Here is a 16,403-nt window from a genome sequence, read left to right on the forward strand (position 1 = left end):
CACCGGCGGGAACGGATCTGGGCCGAATGCTCAGCCGGGGTCCCGCCTGGTTCTGAGAGCACACTAGCAGCGGCCGCCGACAGAATCGCCACTCAGGCCTTTCCCAGTTTTGGTCGGCCTGTCGCAGCTATTCTGACGAATCATTCGGTAGTTCTTCCGAATAACTACCGACCGAAAGCACCCCATGACCACCGTCACGCCCCGCTCGCTTCCCTACCCGCTTGGTGCCACTCTCGTCGACGGCGGCGTCGACGTTGCGGTGTATTCCGAGACCGCCGACCGCGTCGAATTCTGCTCCTTCGACGCCGACGGAGCGGAGTCGCGCACCGTCCTGACCGAGCGCACCGGCCACGTTTTCCACGGCATCGTGCCTGGCGCAGGGGTCGGCACCCGGTACGGCCTGCGGGTGCACGGACCGTGGGATCCGGCGAACGGCCTGCGGCACAATCCGAACAAGCTCCTGCTCGACCCGCACGCCACCGCTGTCGAAGGTGACTACGCCTGGGGCCAGGAGGTTTTCGGTCACGACCAGCAGAATCCTTCGGAGCTGGACCCGAGCGACTCGGCCGGGAGCACCCCGCGCTGCGTGATCACCGACCCCGCCTTCGACTGGGCCGGCGACACCGCCCCGCGCACCCCGCTGGCCTCCTCGGTGATCTACGAGGTGCACGTCAAGGGCTTCACGCAGACGCATCCCGACGTGCCGGAGGACATCCGTGGCAGCTACGCCGGTCTCGCGAGCCCGGCGGCCATCAAGCACTTCACCGACCTCGGCGTCACCGCCGTCGAGCTCATCCCGGTGCAGCAGTTCGTGCAGGACAGCCACCTCGAAGAGAAGGGCCTGCGCAACTACTGGGGCTACAACACCATCGGCTTCTTCGCCCCGCACGGCGACTACGCCGCGGCCGGCGACGGTGGCGCCCAGGTGGCCGAGTTCAAGGAGATGGTCAAGGCGCTGCACGCCGCCGGCCTCGAAGTGATCCTCGACGTGGTCTACAACCACACCGCCGAGGGCAACCACATGGGCCCGACCCTGTCGTTCAAGGGCATCGACAACGAGGCCTACTACCGCCTGGTGGAGGGCGACACGGGCAACTATTTCGACACCACCGGCACCGGCAACAGCGTCAACGTGAGCCACCCGGCCGCGCTCGGCCTGATCATGGACTCCCTGCGGTACTGGGTCACCGAGATGCACGTGGACGGCTTCCGCTTCGACCTGGCCACCACCCTCACCCGGCAGGGCGGCGACGCCGAACTGCACAGCGCCTTCCTCACCCTCATCCAGCAGGACCCGGTGCTCGCGCCGGTGAAGATGATCGCCGAGCCGTGGGACACCGCCGGCTACCAGGTCGGCGGGTTCCCTGCCGACTGGTCGGAGTGGAACGGCAAGTTCCGCGACGACGTGCGCGGCTTCTGGCACGGCAACGCCGCCCTGCTCAGCACCCTCAGCCAGCGGGTGCTCGGCAGCCCAGACGTGTACGAGGGTGATCGCCGCTCGCCGCTGTCGAGCGTGAACTTCGTCACCGCGCACGACGGCTTCACCCTGGCCGACCTCACCATGTACGACGAGAAGCACAACGAGGCCAACGGCGAAGACAACAACGACGGCGAGAGCGACAACCAGTCCACCAACAACGGCGTCGAGGGCCCCACCGACGACGCCGAGGTGAACGAACGCCGCGACCGGATGCGCCGCAACCTTCTGGCCACCCTGCTGCTCTCCGCCGGTGTGCCCATGATCCTCGGCGGCGACGAACTCGGCCGCAGCCAGGGCGGCAACAACAACGCCTACTGCCAGGACGACGAGATCTCCTGGTACGACTGGGCCAACACCGATGACGACCTGCTGGCCTTCACCCGCACCCTGCTCGAGCTGCGTCGGGAGAACCCGGCGCTTCGACCCGCCTGGTTCCGGCAGGCGCCCGGCGCAGACGCCATCGACACGGTGCGGGTGCTGCGGGCGGATGCCGCGGAATTCACCGACGAGGACTGGGCCGACGACGACGCCCACGCGATCACCTTCGTGCTCGAGCACACCGGGGCGGATGCCTTTGCGCTGCTGCTGAACGCCGCCGCCAACGGGGTCGAGTTCACTGTTCCGGTCGCGCCGAATCGCGAGTGGGAACTCGCCGCTTCGAGTGACCCCGACCAGCAGGTGAGCGCCCCGGCGAGCACGCTGATCGTGCGCGACGGATCGTTCACGCTGCTGCGCTCGCGCGCCTAAACCCGCCGCTGCACGGTGCGCGCATAGGAAATTCTTAGGCCGCGTGCAGCCCACGTGCAGCCCGGAGGGCGTAGCGTTGCACGTGGAGTTCCCCCACTCCAACGATTGGCCCCGGTGCCAGCTCCCTTTCCCCCGAAGCGCGAGCGGCACCGGGGCTTTTTTGCGCAGGGCGGCGCCGTTCGCCCGGTCGCTGGAGCATAACTCCTGCAATTCGTGCCGGAACGGGGCAGAACAGCCAGTTGCGGCCCCAATTGGGAGAAAGAGCAGGAGTTATGCTCGGCGTTCCATCCAGTGGTCGGGGGCGGCCACCGTCTCGAAGCCGTACTTGGCGTAGAGGCCGTGAGCGGAGGAGGTCGCGAGCACCACCCGCCGCAGGTTCAGGCCGTCGAGCATCGCGCCGACGTTCTCGATCAGGGCCACCCCCACGCCCTGTCCGCGCACGGCCGGGTCGACGAACACGTCGCAGAGCCAGGCGAAGGTCACCGAGTCGGTCACCAACCGCGCGTAGGCCACCTGCCGGCCGGTCGCGACGTCGAACATGCCGAAATTCACGGATGCGTCCATCGCGGTATCCTGCACGGCTCGGGTTCGCCCCAGGGCCCAGTACGCCTCGCGGCTCAGCCAGGTGTGCACCAGCTCCCGGTCCATCTCGTCGCGGTCTGCAGAGAAGCGGTAGGCGGCATCCGTCATGGGTTCACTCAACCGGATACCGACTCGACCGCGCAAACTCGCCTGCCCGGCATAACTCCTGCAATTTCTGCCCGACAGGACCAGAACAAGCATCCTGGGCCGCTTTTCGAAATAATCGCAGGAGTTATGCCCGCGCGGGATGGGGCACCGGGGGTCTGTAGACTGCCCAGAACGACGCGCCCAGGCGCGGATGGGGGGAGGCTGTGGCGATGACGGTGAGCGAGCGCGAGTCTGATCTGCTGTTCAGCGCGATACTCGCGGATGGCCTGATCACCAGCCGTTTCCAACCCATCGTCGAGCTCGAGACCTGCACCATCGTGGCCTACGAGGCGCTCAGCCGCGGTCCGGTGGACACCGTGTTCCACAACCCGGCCGCACTCTTCGACCACGCCCACGAGCTGGGCCGAGTGACCGATCTCGATCTGGCCTGCTGGTTGTCCAGCGTGCAGACCGCCGCGGAACTGGGTTTCACCACCGCCCACACCCTCTTCGTCAACGTAGAGCCCGCATCGCTGCGCCGATCCGACGTCGTCGACGTGCCGCATCCGCCGGCCCCCGCCGTGCTCGAGGTCACCGAGCGCGCCCTGATGGAGGACCCGGCCGGACTGCTCTTCGCGATCAACCAGGCCAGAGCGTTGGGCTACCGGATCGCCATCGACGACCTCGGTGCCGACCCGGCCTCGCTCGCCCTTCTGCCCCTGCTGGCACCCGATCTGATCAAACTCGACATGGGCCTGATCCGCGAGCGCCCCGACCAGGACGCCGCCCGCGTCATGAGGGCCGTCTCCGCGCACGCCGAACGCACCGGGGCCGTGGTGCTCGCCGAGGGCATCGAGACCGAGGAACACCTGATCACAGCCCTCGCACTCGGAGCGACCTACGGGCAGGGCTGGCTCTTCGGCCGGCCGGAGGCCGAGGTGCCGAACGCGGCCGGACTCGCCGGGATCAGCTTCCCCACCGGTCCCACGACCGCACCGCCCACGACCGCGACCCCGTACGAAGTGGTGGCGCCGCGGCTCGCCCCGCGGGTGTCCAACCGGGCCCTGCTGGTGCAGATGAGTATCTTCCTCGAGGCCAGGGCCCAGGCCAGCGGCGACTCCGCCGTGGTGCTGTCCACCTTCCAGCACCACCCGAACCTGACCCCGGCCACCCGGCGCCGCTACACGGCCCTCGCGGCGACGGCCGGTCTGGTGGCGGTCTACCTCGCCGGCGACGCCGAGCTCGACGACGGCAGCGGCATCCGTTCGGCCCAGATCGACCCGGCCGACCCGCTGGTGGACGAGTGGGACATCGTGGTTCTCACCGCGGACTTCGCCGCGGTGCTCGCCGCCCGAGAGGTCGACCCCGACAACCATGCGGAGGGATCGTACGAGTTCGTGCTCACCCACGACCGCGACCTCGCCACCGCCGCTGCCCTCACCCTGATCAACCGCCTGCCCGCCTAGCCGTGCGGATGCGCGGCGTGGGCCTGGTGGGCCAGTCGGGCCAGTGGGGCCAGGCGGCTCAGCTCACCGCATCCGCGAGAGGCCGGTCGTAGCGCGGCCGGCTGGCCAACAGGGCGCTGACGTCGCCGCCGAGGTTGCGCGGCGCGCGCCCCCGTTCGAACAGGATGGCCGGCTCGGTTGCCGCATGACCGGCGGAGCCAGAACCCGCGGTGCTCGAGTCGGCGGTGCCAGGATCGGTCGCATTGCTCACCACGGCGAGCGCGCAGGCCGTGCTCGAGGTGACGCTGAGGTGGGCGCCCTCGCGCAGGCCCAGCACCGGCACATTGTTCTCGTCCAGAAACTCGATCAGCCGCTCCTCGCGGGTCTCCCCACCGTACGATGCGGCCGGGTCGGCGTCGACGTAGTGCGGATTGAGCTGGAACGGCAGCAGGCCCAGCGCGTCGAAGGATTCCGGCTGCACGATGGGCATGTCGTTGGTGGTGCGAATGCTCGGGCCCACGATGGTCGTGCCCGCGCTGGATCCCACGTATGGCAGGTCGTTCTGCACCCGGGCGCGAATCACCGGCAGCAGCCCCTTCCGCTGCAGGGCGGCGAGCAGGCGGAAGGTGTTGCCGCCGCCGACGAAGAGGGCCTGCGCCGCGGCGACCGCGGCGACGGGGTCGGCGGCTTCGTGCAGGCCGCGCACCGCGATGCCGTGCGGCTCGAACACGGAACGCACCATGGCCGTGTACGCGTCGAGGTTTCCGCCGGCGAAGGGCACGAAGGTGAGCTCGGTCACCTCGTGCAGGAACGCCAGCACCTCGGGCAGCGCGTGCTCGAGGTAACCACGGCGAGGGCTCGTGCAGTTGGAGAGGAGGAGTAGCTGCATTGGGTCCGTCCAATCGGAGGGGTTCTCGGGCCGTCGGGGTGACCCCGGGACGGCCCATCCGTCACTCGATGAGTGATACTACCTCCCCTTTCGCCCCTGGCGCGGGATATGGTTTTTTCCTCCCCACGAGGAAGCCGCAACAGATTCCCGTTCGACCAGATCTCCGCCCATAACCCGCCCGCCGGGTTCCTCGGCCGGGGGTTCCTAGGATGGAACCCGTACCCGACAACCACGGAGGTCATCATGTCTGCCACGTCCCCGCACACGCCCGAACTACCGTCATCCGTGCAGCTGGGCCTGGGCCGGGGCGGCCTCACCGTTGCCCGCGTCTTCGCGCCGGGCGGCACCGCCGAGGTCTACCTCCGCGGCGCGCACCTCAGCGCCTGGGCCCCGACCGGCAGCGCCCCGGTGATCTGGATGAGCGAACAGAGCGAGTATGCTCCCGGCGTCCCGCTCCGCGGCGGCGTGCCGGTCTGTTTCCCGTGGTTCGCCGCGCACCCCACGGATGCCACCGCGCCGTCCCACGGGTTCGCCCGGCTGGCCGACTGGCAGCTCGCCGAGGCGCGTGAGGTCGGCGACGAGGTGGTGCTGGTCTTCGTTCTCACCGACACCGAGGCCACCCGGGCGTCGGCCTGGCCGCACCGGTTCGAGGCCAGGTACACGATCACGGTGGGCGCCGAGCTGTCGCTCGCGCTGCGGATCACCAACCGCGACAGTGTCACCGTGGGCTTCGAGGAGGCCCTGCACACCTACCTGGCCGTGGCCGACATCCGTCAGACCGAGGTCTCGGGGTTGGAGGGCGCTCCGTTCACCGACCGGCTCACCGGGCCACGCCCCGCCGAGAGCACCCCGGTGCGCTTCGAGGCCGAAACCGACCGCATCTACCTGAACAGCACGGCCGCGACCACCGTGACGGATGCCGCCACCGGCCGCGCCATCACCGTCACCAAGCAGGGCTCGGCCAGCACCGTCGTCTGGAACCCGTGGATCGACAAGGCCGCCGCCATGGCCGACTTCGGCGACACCGAGTACACCGGCATGGTGTGCGTGGAGACCTGCAACATCCGCGACAACGCGATCACCCTCGCGCCAGGAGCCAGCTCCGAGATGAGCGTGCGTTACACGGTGGCCTGAGCCACGCCCCGCGGTGACGGCGCGCAGCACCCCGGTACTGCGCGCTACGCGGGCACCGCGCCGTTTCGCGGGTGGCACGCCACCCGCGAAGCGGCGCCCGACCCGCGAATCTCGGGGAGTGCCCGCGGACCGTCGGGCGGCCGCGTCAACCCTTGCGGCTCGGGGTGGCGTAGCCGCCGGCGCTCGCGGGCCCACCGAAGGCGAGAGCCACCCCGATCATGAAGCCGAAGTTGTACCAGTTGCCGTCGTTCCGCACCTCGTAGATGCCCACCTCGGGGTTGAACAACGAGACGATGAACGTGATCGGGCTGATGAAGCCCTGCCAGAGGCCCAACCAGAACCCGGCCAGTTCCTCTGGCGGCACCGTTGCCGGCACATCGTTGGCACCGGGTGCGCAGCCGGTGAGCACCAGCGCCGCCAGCACGAGAGTTCCGGCAAGCGCCGCGATGCGTGAGGTGCCCATGATTCCTCCCGGAGCGACCGCCCCGCCCGCGGCCGGTGCCGCGGACCGGAGTGCCGACGACGCCCACGGTAGGCGCGCTCCCCCCGACCGGCAAGGTGCGCTCCTCCACCCGCGCAGCGGCGAACCGAGCCAGCCGAGCCGGCACGGCCCCGCGATGGAATTCCCCGGCCGCCCCACACGTTGTGCCCGGTGATGCCTACTTCCAGCGAAGCCCTGCCCGTTCCCAATCCCGCCACCACGACCGGGCCGGCAACCGGCTCCGCCGGCCGTACCGCCCTTGTGGCCGGCGCCAGCGGCATCGCCGGGTCGGCGCTGGTCGACCAGCTCACCGAGGCGGGCTGGAGCGTCATCGCCCTGTCCCGCACCCCGATCGCGGCCCGCCCCGGCGTGATCCCGGTCAGCGCCGACCTCCGCAGCGTCGACTCCCTGCGCACCGCCCTCGCCGGGCACGCCCCCACCCACGTGTTCTTCACCGCGTGGCTGCGCCAGAACACCGAGGCCGAGAACATCGTCGTCAACTCCGCCATGGTGCGCGACCTGCTCACCGCCTTGGCCGACGCCCCTGTGCAGCACGTGGCCCTGATGACCGGGCTCAAGCAGTACCTCGGCCCGTTCGAGGCCTATGGCCAGGGCGAGGTGCCAGACACCCCGTTCCACGAGGACGAACCGCGCCTATCGGTGGAGAACTTCTACTACGCGCAGGAGGACGAGCTCTGGGCTGCCGCCGCCGCGCGCGGCTTCACCTGGTCGGTGCACCGCGCCCACACGGTGATCGGCCACGCCGTCGGCAACGCCATGAACATGGGCTCCACCCTCGCCGTCTACGCCACCGTCTGCCGCCGGCTGAACCGACCGTTCATCTTCCCCGGCTCCGAGACGCAGTGGAACGGCGTCACCGACATGACCGACTCCGGCCTGCTGGCCGAGCAGATGGTCTGGGCCGCCACCACCCCGGCCGCCGCCGACACCGCCTTCAACATCGTCAACGGCGACACCTTCCGCTGGCGCTGGCTCTGGCCGCGCCTGGCCGCCCACTTCGGTGTCGAGCCGGAGGGCTTCGTCGACGCCCCGCGCCCGCTGGAGACCCAGATGGCGGATGCCCAGCCGGTCTGGGCCGCCATCGTGGCCGAGCACGGCCTCGTCGAGGCCGACCTGGCCCGACTGGCGTCCTGGTGGCACACCGACGCCGACCTCGGCCGCACCATGGAGGTCTTCGCCGACATGGGTCGCAGCCGGGCCGCGGGCTTCACCGGGTACCGCAACACCGAGCAGGCCTTCCTCGACCTGTTCGAGCGCTACCGCGCCGAGCGACTCATTCCCTAGCCGCGCATCCGCTCACCGTGGCCAACACATGACCTGATCAGGCGGCGCGGGTAAACTACGTCATAGGTGAGCTGGGAAGTCTGGTCAGCACTCGTTCGATCGACCCCCAAACCTCTGGAGTGCCTTGACTCACGACACCCCCCGCCCACCCAACGCCCAGACTGTCCCCTCGCGTGGCAGCTACCGGGAAAAGCTGCGCATCGGCGCCATCCTGCGCAAGGAGACCGTCGGCGGCTTCCTGCTGGTCTTCGCCGCCGCCGTGGCACTGATCTGGGCCAACTCGCCCGCCTCGGAGAGCTACTTCGCCCTGCGCGACTTCCGGATCGGCTACGAACCGTGGCACCTGGAGCTGAGCCTGGGTGCCTGGGCGGCCGACGGGCTGCTGGCGATCTTCTTCTTCCTGGTGGGTCTGGAGCTCAAGAAGGAGTTTGTCGCCGGCGATCTGCGCTCCCCGTCACGGGCGATCGTGCCGGTCACCGCGGCGATGGGCGGCGTGGCCGTGCCCGCGCTGTTCTACGCCGGGGTCAACCTGGTCAGCCCCGAGACCCTGCGCGGCTGGGCCATCCCCACCGCCACCGACATCGCCTTCGCGGTTGCGGTGCTGGCCATCGTGGGCTCGCACCTGCCCAGCGCCCTGCGCATCTTCCTGCTCACCCTGGCCGTGGTCGATGACCTGCTGGCGATCTCGATCATCGCCGTGTTCTACTCCGACGACGTGCAGTTCAGCCCGCTGCTGTTCGCCCTGATCCCACTGGCCCTGTACACCTTCCTGGCCCAGAAGTACCGCAGGTTCTTCGCCGAGAAGGCCTGGTCGGCCTGGGTGATCCTGCTGCCGTTGGGCTTCGCGGTGTGGGCGCTCGTGCACGCCGGCGGCATCCACGCCACCGTGGCCGGTGTGCTGCTCGGCTTCGCCGTTCCAGTCATCCACCGTCGCACCGGCCCCGGCGTGGCCGCGACCGAGGGCCCCGGCCTGTCGGAGAACTTCGAGCACCGGTTCCGGCCGCTCTCGGCCGGGTTCGCCGTGCCGGTCTTCGCGTTCTTCTCCGCCGGGGTAACCGTGGGTGGCTGGGACGGCCTGGTCGGCGCCCTCACCGACCCCGTCGCGATCGGCATCATCGTGGGCCTCGTGCTCGGCAAGCCCGTCGGCATCGTGGGCACCACCTGGCTGATGACCAAGCTCACCCCGGTGAAGCTCGACCCGGCGCTGCGCTGGATCGACCTGGTCGGCGTCGCGATCCTCGCGGGCATCGGTTTCACGGTGTCGCTGCTCATCGCCGACCTGAGCTTCGCGGCCGGCGGCCTCACCAATGACCATGCCAAGGTGGGCATCCTGGTCGCCTCGATCACCGCCGCACTGCTGGCCTCGGTGATCCTGCGTGCCCGCAACCGCATCTACCGCCGCATCGAGCAGGCCGACGCTGTAGACACCGACCACGACGGCATCCCCGACGTCTACGAGCAGAGCGAGACCGACCGCACCACGGCGAACTGACCGACGCGCGGGTCGGCTATTCGTCGAGAGAGTACAGGCTCAGCGCGTTGCCGTCCGGGTCGGTGAAGTCGAAGTAGTCCACCACCCCCGGCACGTGCTCGAGCGGGCCGAGCGTGAGACCGAGCCCGGTGAGGCGCTCATACTCAGCGGATGCGTTCGGCACGCCGAGCCGCAGGGTGACCTGCGCGCCCGTGCGCTCCGGCGGTTCCTCGCTCAGTTGCAGCTCGAGGGGGCCCAGCTCGAGCTCGACCACGCCGGGGGCGGGTTCCACCGCCGGGCCGGTGAGATCGAACACCCGCCGGTACCAGCTCTCGGCGGTCGTGAGGGAGCGCACGGGCAGTCCTACGGTCGCAGTCGTCACCTTCATGGCACCCATCACACCGTGGGTCGCTCCACCGCGCAAGGGAAGGCACGGGATTGCTGCGCCGGCGTGCGGCGCGCCTGCAGCGCCGCTACTCGTAGCGGAGCGACTCGATCGGGTCCTGCCGTGCGGCGCGGAGCGCCGGGATAGTGCCGGCCAGGAACGCCAGGCCCATCACCACCAGGATGATCGTGGCCAGGGCCACCGGGTCGAACGCCACCAGGGTGAGACCGGGCAGGTCGGCGAGCAGGGTGTCGGCCAGGAGCGTGTTGGCGCCCAGTCCGGCCAGCATGCCCACGCCCACGCCGATCGCGCTGCCCATCAGGCCGATGAACACGGCTTCCAGGCTGAACAGACCGAAGATCTTGCCGCCGCCCAGGCCCATGGCCTTCATCAGGCCGATCTCCCTGGTGCGTTCCTGCACGCTCATCAGCAGGGTGTTGACGATGCCGAAGCCGGCGGCCAGCAGGGCGATCACGGCGAACGCGTTGAGCACCAGCACGATGCCGTCGATGACGGCCTTGAACGAGCCGATCGCGTCTTCCACGGTGGTGCCGGTGTAGCCCAGGTCGGCCAGATCGGCCTTGAGCGCGGCCAGGTCGGCCTCTGGCCCGGTCGGGTCGAAACGCAGCACGGCCTGTGCGTAGCTGTCCTTGCTGGTCTCCGACAGACCCACGCTCTGGGCGTCGTAGAGCGCCTCGGTGAGCACCTCGTTGGCGGTGAACGCCGTGGAGCCGACCAGGCCCTCCTCTGAGACGCCGACGATGGTGGCGGTGAGCTCGGACTGGGTGCCAGTGACGTCGGTGATGCCCAGGGTGAGCGTGGCACCGAGGGCGTCCGCGTCGTCCGTGAAGCCCAGGGCTGAGACGAACGAGACCGGGATCGCGACCTCGTACTCGCTGCCGGCCGGGTCGGGCTCTGCGCCCGCGGCGAGGTCCAATGCCATGCCGGGGATGAAGCTGCCCACGTTGGCCTCGTACGGAGTTCCGCCGTCGACCTGCACGAAGTCGGGGCTCACGCTCAGCTGCGGCTGCACGGAGAGCACACCGTCGACGTCACCGATGGTGTCGAGGTCGGCGGGGGTGAGGGCGACGAGGCTGGCCCCTGGCGCGCCGGGGGGCGCGTTCGGGGAGTCGATGGCCATGGCGTCCGGGTCGTACTCGACCGGGCCATCCGTCGTGTCTTCGGCCGCCTTGGTGACGGTGATGACGTCGTCGGCGCCGATGGAGGCCACGGTCGTGTCGATGTACTGGTTGATGCCGGTGCCGACCCCGCTGGTGAGGGTGAGGGTGAAGGCACCGATGAAGATCGAGAGCACCGTGAGGAGGGTGCGGGTCTTGCTGCGCAGGCTGTTCTTGATCGCCGAGCGGATCAGGTCGACGACGTTCATGCGCGCACCTCCGAAGGGGTCGTGGCCGATACCGGGGTGGCGGGCACCGCGGTGAGACTGTCGGTGATGAGGCCGTCGCGGATGTACACCCGGCGGTCGCAACGGGCGGCGAGGTCCTCGTCGTGGGTGACGATGATCAGGGTGATGCCCTTCTCCGTCTGCAGCGAGAAGAGGATGTCTTCGACCACCGCACCTGTGGCGGAGTCGAGGTTGCCGGTGGGCTCGTCGGCGAAGATGACACTCGGGTTGTTCACCAGGGCCCTGGCGATCACCACGCGCTGCTTCTGCCCGCCGGAGAGGTCGGTGGCCTTGTTCCTGGCCTTGTCGGCCAGCTCCAACTGCTCCAGGGCCGCCATGCCGCGGCGCTTGCGCTCTGCGCCGGAGACGCCGGCGATCTGCAGCGGCAGGGTCACATTGTCGAGCACGCTCGTGTTGGGGGTGAGGAAGAACTGCTGGAAGACGAAGCCGAAGGTCTCGTTGCGGGTCTGGTTGACGACCTTGCCACTCAGGGCGCTGGCGTCGCGGCCGCTGAGCTCGACGGATCCGGCGCTGGGGTTGTCGAGGAGTGCGAGCAGGTGCATCAGGGTGGACTTGCCCGACCCGCTCTTGCCGACGATGGCGATCGACTCGCCCTGGTGGATGTCGAGGGAGACGCCCTTGAGGGCATCGAACCGGGTGGCGCCGCGGCCGTACGACTTGTGTATGTCGCGGGCGGCGAGAATGGGCACGGTCATGGGTGGGGTCTCCTGGCTGAGGCGCTGACTGAGGCGGGTGCTGCGGGATGCGGGTGCGACGGGAGGCGGAAGCCGCGGGTTGGCGTGCCGGCCGGACCGATTCACGTCGAACCGGTCCACCAGCACGACTCCAGTCTCGCGGGGCGTGCCCGCCCTGGCATCCTCCCGCCGTGGCAACCTCCGCGTACCGCGCTGGTCACCGTTTCGACAGCTGCGTCACCTGAAGTACCACGAACGCGGTACGCCGAGCACCCACGCTCGCGGGCAGACGGCGCCCGGATCGGTTGACAGAATGGGCTCAGGCCCGATTCTGCGCGGGCGGCCCGACTCGCGGGCGGGAGGACGACATGCACAACCAACCCGATCAGGCCGAGCGTGACTTCTCGCCGCTGTCGCGATTGCCCGCCTGGCTGCGCCACACGATCCTGGTGGTGCTCGTCGTTGGCCCGAGTTTCGCCCGCACCGAGCTCGGCGGCAACATCACCTCCAGCCCCGCGGCCGCCCTGCTGGTGCTCGTCTCGGTGGGCTCTGTGCTGCTGCGTCAGCGGGCACCGCTGGTGGGCGCATCCGCTGCCGTGCTGGCCTGCGTGCTCGGCCTGGCGGTGGACGGCCCAGTCGTCACCTACCTGATCGCCGTGTTGATCGGGGTGTTCGCGGTGGCCCGCTGGTTGTCCCGCCGCACCTCGCTGATCTTCTCCGGCCTCACCGTCGTGCTGATCGGCGCCGCCACCCTCGTGTTCCTGGACTCGTCCTGGCACGATGCCCGCGCGATGCTGCAGCTGGCCGCGTTCGTGGGGTTCGCCACCGCCGCCGGCGACGCCAACCGGTCGCACGCCGCGTATATCCGAGGCATCACCGAGCGCGCCCGCCGCGCCGAGGAGACCAAGGAGGCCGAGGCCCTGCGCCGGGTGGCAGAGGAGCGCCTGCGCATCGCGCGCGACCTGCACGACCTGCTCGCGCACCAGATCGCGGTGATCAACCTGCACTCCAGCGTGGCCTCGCAGGCACTTCCGGAGCGGCCGGCCGATGCCGAACAGTCGCTGGCCACCATCCGTGCAGCGGCCCGCACCGTTCTCGGCGAGATCGGCAGCCTGCTCTCGGTGCTGCGGGCCACGGATGCCGACGGGGGCGGACTCTCGACCGCGCCGGTCGCCGGGCTCGCCGACCTCGAACCGCTACTGATCGACTTCGAACGCAGCGGCCTGAGCGTGGACAACCGGGTGGTCGGTTCCCCCCGGCCGCTGTCGGGCGCCGCGGACATGGTCGCCTACCGGGTGGTGCAGGAGGCCCTCACCAACGCCCACAAGCACGGCGCTGACCACACCGCGCTGCTGCACCTGGACTACCAGCCGGACGCCCTGGAGATCACCGTGACCAACACCGTCGATCCGCAGCCGCGCGCCGGCTCGACGGCGGCCCCGGTCGCGCCCGCCCCGGTCACGCCGGCCGGCGACGGGCACGGTCTGCTCGGCGCCCGCGAGCGGGTCGGCTCCGTCGGCGGCCGGCTCACTGCCGCCAGGGGGCCCGGTCCGGTGTTCCGGTTCACCGCGTGGCTGCCCACCGAACCCGCTCTCGATCCCCAACCGAATGGTGCCTCATGATCTCAGTGGTCCTCGCCGACGACCAGTCCCTGATCCGCACGGCCGTGGCCGAGCTCGTCTCGCACGAAGAGGGCTTCACCGTGGCCGGGCAGGCCGGCAACGGCCGGGAAGCCGTGGACCTGGTGCGGCGCACCCGACCGGACATCGTGCTGATGGACATCCGAATGCCGGTGATGGACGGCATCCAGGCGACCGCGGCGATCTGCGCCGATCCGGCGCTGGCCGGCACCCGCATCATCGTGCTCACCACCTTCGAGGAGGACGAGTACGTGCTGCAGGCCCTGCGGGCCGGGGCCAGCGGCTTCGTCGGCAAGGGCACGGAGGCGGCCGACCTGATGAACGCCATCCGCACCGTGCACGGCGGTGACGCCCTGCTCTCGCCGCGGGCCACGAAGGCCCTGATCGACCGGTACACCGCACCGGTACAGCCCGCCGCGCCGGTGGCGCCGCCCGCGCTGGCGCTGCTCACCGAGCGGGAAATGGAGATCCTGCTGCTGGTGGGCAGGGGTCAGGCCAACGGGCAGATCGCCGACGAGCTGGTGATCTCGCCGCACACCGCCAAAACCCACGTGAACCGCATGATGACCAAGCTCGGCGCACACGACCGGGCCCAGCTGGTGATCATCGCCTACGAGTCCGGCCTGCTGGTCCCCGGCGCGCACCCCTGAAACCGCGAACTGAACTACCGGTAGTGCCGCTCGCCGCGGGCGGCCTTCTCCACGACGTCCCGGATGCGCGCGGCGCGAACCGCGGGCGTCTTGATGTTGGCCAGCCGGAAGTAGATCTGGAAGCGGTCCACCTTCGCGAGCGACGCCAGGTACGCGGCGGCAACCGGGTCGGCGTCCAGGGCCGCCTGCAGGTCCGGCGGCGCCACGGCGTCCCGCATCCGGTAGGCCGCGTCCCAGCGGCCATCGGCCTTGGCCCGCTCCACCTCGGCGAGGCCGGCCGGCCGCATCCGCCCCTCGTCGATCAGCCGGGCCACGTGCTCCCGGTTGATCTGCGACCACGGGCTGTTCTTCCGCCGGGGCGAGAAGCCCTGCAGGGTGTAGTCGTCGTCGAGCCGGCTGGTCTGACCGTCGATCCAGCCGTAGCAGAGCGCCACATCCAGGGCCTCTGACCAGGTCATTCCCGGCGCCGTCGAGTTCTTCTTGCGCAGCTTCAGGCGCACGCCGCCCACGTCGGGCTCACCGGCGAGGTAGGCCTCCCACTCCAGGACGGTGACGTCGAGGATGATCCGGTCCTGCATTCCCACCATGCGCCGATTTTACCGGCGATCCCGTCCGGCGCCACCGCGCCGGCGCTGCGGATGTCGATGGCCGATGTTGATGGCCGCTGTGACGTTTCCCACCCGGCACCCGACATAGCTGTACCGACCCGGCCGCACGGAGGCCGTCGGCCCGATCAACGAATGCGAGACACCCATGTTCATGCGCTACCTCATGCCCATCCTGCTCGGCTTCGCCGCCAAGCAGCTCAAGAAGAACTCCGCCGCGAAGAAGGGCACGGGCGCCGGTGGGCGCACGTCCCGCACCAGCCGGGCCGGTGCCGGCACGGCGCGCCGCCGCTAGAGCCGTTCGGTCGGGCGGGGCCGACTCGGCGCCAGATTCACGGCGCCAGGGTCAGGTCCCGCACCGATCCGCGCTCCACCAGCTCGACATCCATCACCGTCTCGTTCGTGGGCACACCGTCAGAGTGCATACTCAGCAGCAGCAGTTCGACCGCGCGGGTGGCCTTGGCGGTCAGGTCCTGGGTCACGGTGGTCAGCTGCGGCGAGACGTAGGTGGCCAGGTCGAGGTTGTCGAACCCCACCACCGACAGGTCGGCCGGAACATCCCGGCCGGCCGCGCGCACCCCCTCCATGATGCCCGCCGCGAGCAGGTCAGCCGTGGCGAACACCGCGGTGACATCCGGGTGCTGGTCGCTGAGCAGGCGACCGGCCTCGATGCCGTTCGCGTGCGCCACGTCGGTGGCCACGATGAGGGCGTCGTCGACGGGCAGGCCGGCCTCCCGCAGCGCCTTGCGGTAGCCGTTGTAGCGCTCCTTGACCACGCCGCGCTCGGTGATCCTGGGCCCGACGAAGGCGATCCGGGTGTGGCCCTTCTCGATCAGGTGCCGGGTGGCGAGATAGCCGCCCTTCCGGTCGTTGAGGCGCACATTCATCAACTCGGAGTTCTTCTCGTAGCTGTCCAGCACCACCAGGGCGGTGTCCAAGGTGGCACGCATCGCCCGGATCTGACTGTCCAGGAAGCCGATGAAGACGGCGCCGTCGAGGTTCCAGGAGCGTAACGCGGCCGTCACCGAGGCCGGATCGTTCGAGGGGATGCTGCGCAGCAGCACGTAGTAGCCGTGCTCCTGCAGCATCCGCTCGATGACACCGATGACGGCCACGTTATGCGGGCTCACCAGCACATTGCTGCCCTCTGAGTCGGGCAGGAGCACCCCGACCAGACGCGATGACCTGGCCACCAGGCTGCGCGCGGTGGCGCTGGGCACATAGTCGAGCTTCTCGGCGATCGCGCGCACCTTGTCGACCGTCGCCTGGGACACCTTGCCGTAGCGACCGTTGATCACGTTCGACACCGTCATGACGGTCGTGCCCGCCTCCTGGGCAATGTCCTTGAGCGTGACCGCCACAGCACTCACCTCTCGAGTCGACCGCACCGCGATACCGGCGC

16 protein-coding genes are annotated in these 16,403 nt (G+C 69.8%); 8 read left to right on the forward strand and 8 right to left on the reverse strand.

The annotated features are described in order from the left end of the window. The first annotated feature begins 184 nt into the window (after positions 1-184). Entirely contained in the window at positions 185-2,227 is a 2,043-nt protein-coding gene (glgX, locus tag K2F54_RS11090) for a glycogen debranching protein GlgX (protein WP_220605935.1), read from the forward strand. Between the two features lie 270 nt (positions 2,228-2,497). On the opposite strand, the gene K2F54_RS11095 is transcribed toward glgX, so the two are convergent. After that, positions 2,498-2,917 carry a GNAT family N-acetyltransferase gene (locus K2F54_RS11095; RefSeq protein WP_220605936.1) on the reverse strand — a complete coding sequence of 140 codons (420 nt, stop codon included), beginning with the start codon at positions 2,915-2,917 and terminating at the stop codon, positions 2,498-2,500. Between the two features lie 209 nt (positions 2,918-3,126). Here K2F54_RS11095 and K2F54_RS11100 point away from each other — a divergent pair, with 209 nt between their 5' ends. Beyond that, entirely contained in the window at positions 3,127-4,362 is a 1,236-nt protein-coding gene (locus tag K2F54_RS11100; protein ID WP_220605937.1) for a sensor domain-containing phosphodiesterase, read from the forward strand. A 58-nt stretch (positions 4,363-4,420) separates the two neighbouring features. Here the strand turns inward: K2F54_RS11100 and pepE are convergent, their stop codons facing one another. Beyond that, positions 4,421-5,230 carry a dipeptidase PepE gene (gene pepE, locus K2F54_RS11105; RefSeq protein WP_220605938.1) on the reverse strand — a complete coding sequence of 270 codons (810 nt, stop codon included), beginning with the start codon at positions 5,228-5,230 and terminating at the stop codon, positions 4,421-4,423. A gap of 243 nt (positions 5,231-5,473) precedes the next feature. Between pepE and K2F54_RS11110 the strand changes: the two genes are divergently transcribed. Continuing rightward, complete coding sequence (locus tag K2F54_RS11110; RefSeq protein ID WP_220605939.1) at positions 5,474-6,364, forward strand: D-hexose-6-phosphate mutarotase; 891 nt, start codon at positions 5,474-5,476, stop codon at positions 6,362-6,364. A gap of 145 nt (positions 6,365-6,509) precedes the next feature. Here the strand turns inward: K2F54_RS11110 and K2F54_RS11115 are convergent, their stop codons facing one another. Next, complete coding sequence (locus tag K2F54_RS11115) at positions 6,510-6,827, reverse strand: hypothetical protein (protein WP_220605940.1); 318 nt, start codon at positions 6,825-6,827, stop codon at positions 6,510-6,512. 192 nt (positions 6,828-7,019) lie between these two features. On the opposite strand from K2F54_RS11115, the gene K2F54_RS11120 reads away from it, so the two are divergent. After that, positions 7,020-8,150, forward strand: a complete 1,131-nt coding sequence (locus tag K2F54_RS11120; RefSeq protein ID WP_220605941.1) for an SDR family oxidoreductase — start codon at positions 7,020-7,022, stop codon at positions 8,148-8,150. Positions 8,151-8,274: 124 nt separating this feature from the next. Continuing rightward, positions 8,275-9,642: a Na+/H+ antiporter NhaA gene (nhaA, locus tag K2F54_RS11125; RefSeq protein ID WP_220605942.1), complete on the forward strand. Its 1,368-nt coding sequence runs from the start codon at positions 8,275-8,277 to the stop codon at positions 9,640-9,642. A gap of 16 nt (positions 9,643-9,658) precedes the next feature. Here nhaA and K2F54_RS11130 read toward each other — a convergent pair whose 3' ends face one another. From K2F54_RS11130 to K2F54_RS11140, 3 genes are all read right to left on the reverse strand, one after another. Then, on the reverse strand, positions 9,659-10,009 hold the full coding sequence (locus tag K2F54_RS11130; protein ID WP_220605943.1) for a VOC family protein: 351 nt from the start codon (positions 10,007-10,009) through the stop codon (positions 9,659-9,661). An 85-nt stretch (positions 10,010-10,094) separates the two neighbouring features. Next, entirely contained in the window at positions 10,095-11,393 is a 1,299-nt protein-coding gene (locus K2F54_RS11135) for an ABC transporter permease (protein ID WP_220605944.1), read from the reverse strand. Continuing rightward, entirely contained in the window at positions 11,390-12,127 is a 738-nt protein-coding gene (locus tag K2F54_RS11140; RefSeq protein ID WP_220606027.1) for an ABC transporter ATP-binding protein, read from the reverse strand. The genes K2F54_RS11135 and K2F54_RS11140 overlap by 4 nt, the downstream gene beginning before the upstream one ends. A 347-nt stretch (positions 12,128-12,474) precedes the next feature. On the opposite strand from K2F54_RS11140, the gene K2F54_RS11145 reads away from it, so the two are divergent. After that, positions 12,475-13,728 carry a sensor histidine kinase gene (locus tag K2F54_RS11145; RefSeq protein ID WP_220605945.1) on the forward strand — a complete coding sequence of 418 codons (1,254 nt, stop codon included), beginning with the start codon at positions 12,475-12,477 and terminating at the stop codon, positions 13,726-13,728. After that, positions 13,725-14,396, forward strand: a complete 672-nt coding sequence (locus K2F54_RS11150; RefSeq protein WP_220605946.1) for a response regulator transcription factor — start codon at positions 13,725-13,727, stop codon at positions 14,394-14,396. The genes K2F54_RS11145 and K2F54_RS11150 overlap by 4 nt, the downstream gene beginning before the upstream one ends. Before the next feature lie 14 nt (positions 14,397-14,410). Here K2F54_RS11150 and K2F54_RS11155 read toward each other — a convergent pair whose 3' ends face one another. Next, the gene (locus tag K2F54_RS11155; RefSeq protein WP_220605947.1) at positions 14,411-14,983 is read right to left on the reverse strand and encodes a YdeI/OmpD-associated family protein; all 573 of its coding nucleotides are present in this window, start codon (positions 14,981-14,983) and stop codon (positions 14,411-14,413) included. Positions 14,984-15,155: 172 nt separating this feature from the next. On the opposite strand from K2F54_RS11155, the gene K2F54_RS11160 reads away from it, so the two are divergent. Then, the gene (locus K2F54_RS11160) at positions 15,156-15,296 is read left to right on the forward strand and encodes a hypothetical protein (RefSeq protein WP_220605948.1); all 141 of its coding nucleotides are present in this window, start codon (positions 15,156-15,158) and stop codon (positions 15,294-15,296) included. 37 nt (positions 15,297-15,333) lie between these two features. Here the strand turns inward: K2F54_RS11160 and K2F54_RS11165 are convergent, their stop codons facing one another. After that, positions 15,334-16,371 carry a LacI family DNA-binding transcriptional regulator gene (locus K2F54_RS11165; protein ID WP_220605949.1) on the reverse strand — a complete coding sequence of 346 codons (1,038 nt, stop codon included), beginning with the start codon at positions 16,369-16,371 and terminating at the stop codon, positions 15,334-15,336. Between the last annotated feature and the right edge of the window lie 32 nt (positions 16,372-16,403).

Origin of the sequence: Cryobacterium inferilacus (genome assembly GCF_019599185.1) — a bacterium.
GTDB lineage: Bacteria > Actinomycetota > Actinomycetes > Actinomycetales > Microbacteriaceae > Cryobacterium > Cryobacterium inferilacus.

Bases quoted from the DNA above. Each gene is read 5' to 3' on its own strand.
- glgX (WP_220605935.1), top strand. From the start codon at position 185: ATGACCACCGTCACGCCCCGCTCGCTTCCCTACCCGCTTGGTGCCACT.
- K2F54_RS11095 (WP_220605936.1), bottom strand. From the start codon at position 2,917: ATGACGGATGCCGCCTACCGCTTCTCTGCAGACCGCGACGAGATGGAC.
- K2F54_RS11100 (WP_220605937.1), top strand. From the start codon at position 3,127: ATGACGGTGAGCGAGCGCGAGTCTGATCTGCTGTTCAGCGCGATACTC.
- pepE (WP_220605938.1), bottom strand. From the start codon at position 5,230: ATGCAGCTACTCCTCCTCTCCAACTGCACGAGCCCTCGCCGTGGTTAC.
- K2F54_RS11110 (WP_220605939.1), top strand. From the start codon at position 5,474: ATGTCTGCCACGTCCCCGCACACGCCCGAACTACCGTCATCCGTGCAG.
- K2F54_RS11115 (WP_220605940.1), bottom strand. From the start codon at position 6,827: ATGGGCACCTCACGCATCGCGGCGCTTGCCGGAACTCTCGTGCTGGCG.
- K2F54_RS11120 (WP_220605941.1), top strand. From the start codon at position 7,020: ATGCCTACTTCCAGCGAAGCCCTGCCCGTTCCCAATCCCGCCACCACG.
- K2F54_RS11130 (WP_220605943.1), bottom strand. From the start codon at position 10,009: ATGAAGGTGACGACTGCGACCGTAGGACTGCCCGTGCGCTCCCTCACG.
- K2F54_RS11135 (WP_220605944.1), bottom strand. From the start codon at position 11,393: ATGAACGTCGTCGACCTGATCCGCTCGGCGATCAAGAACAGCCTGCGC.
- K2F54_RS11140 (WP_220606027.1), bottom strand. From the start codon at position 12,127: ATGACCGTGCCCATTCTCGCCGCCCGCGACATACACAAGTCGTACGGC.
- K2F54_RS11145 (WP_220605945.1), top strand. From the start codon at position 12,475: ATGCACAACCAACCCGATCAGGCCGAGCGTGACTTCTCGCCGCTGTCG.
- K2F54_RS11150 (WP_220605946.1), top strand. From the start codon at position 13,725: ATGATCTCAGTGGTCCTCGCCGACGACCAGTCCCTGATCCGCACGGCC.
- K2F54_RS11155 (WP_220605947.1), bottom strand. From the start codon at position 14,983: ATGGTGGGAATGCAGGACCGGATCATCCTCGACGTCACCGTCCTGGAG.
- K2F54_RS11160 (WP_220605948.1), top strand. From the start codon at position 15,156: ATGCGCTACCTCATGCCCATCCTGCTCGGCTTCGCCGCCAAGCAGCTC.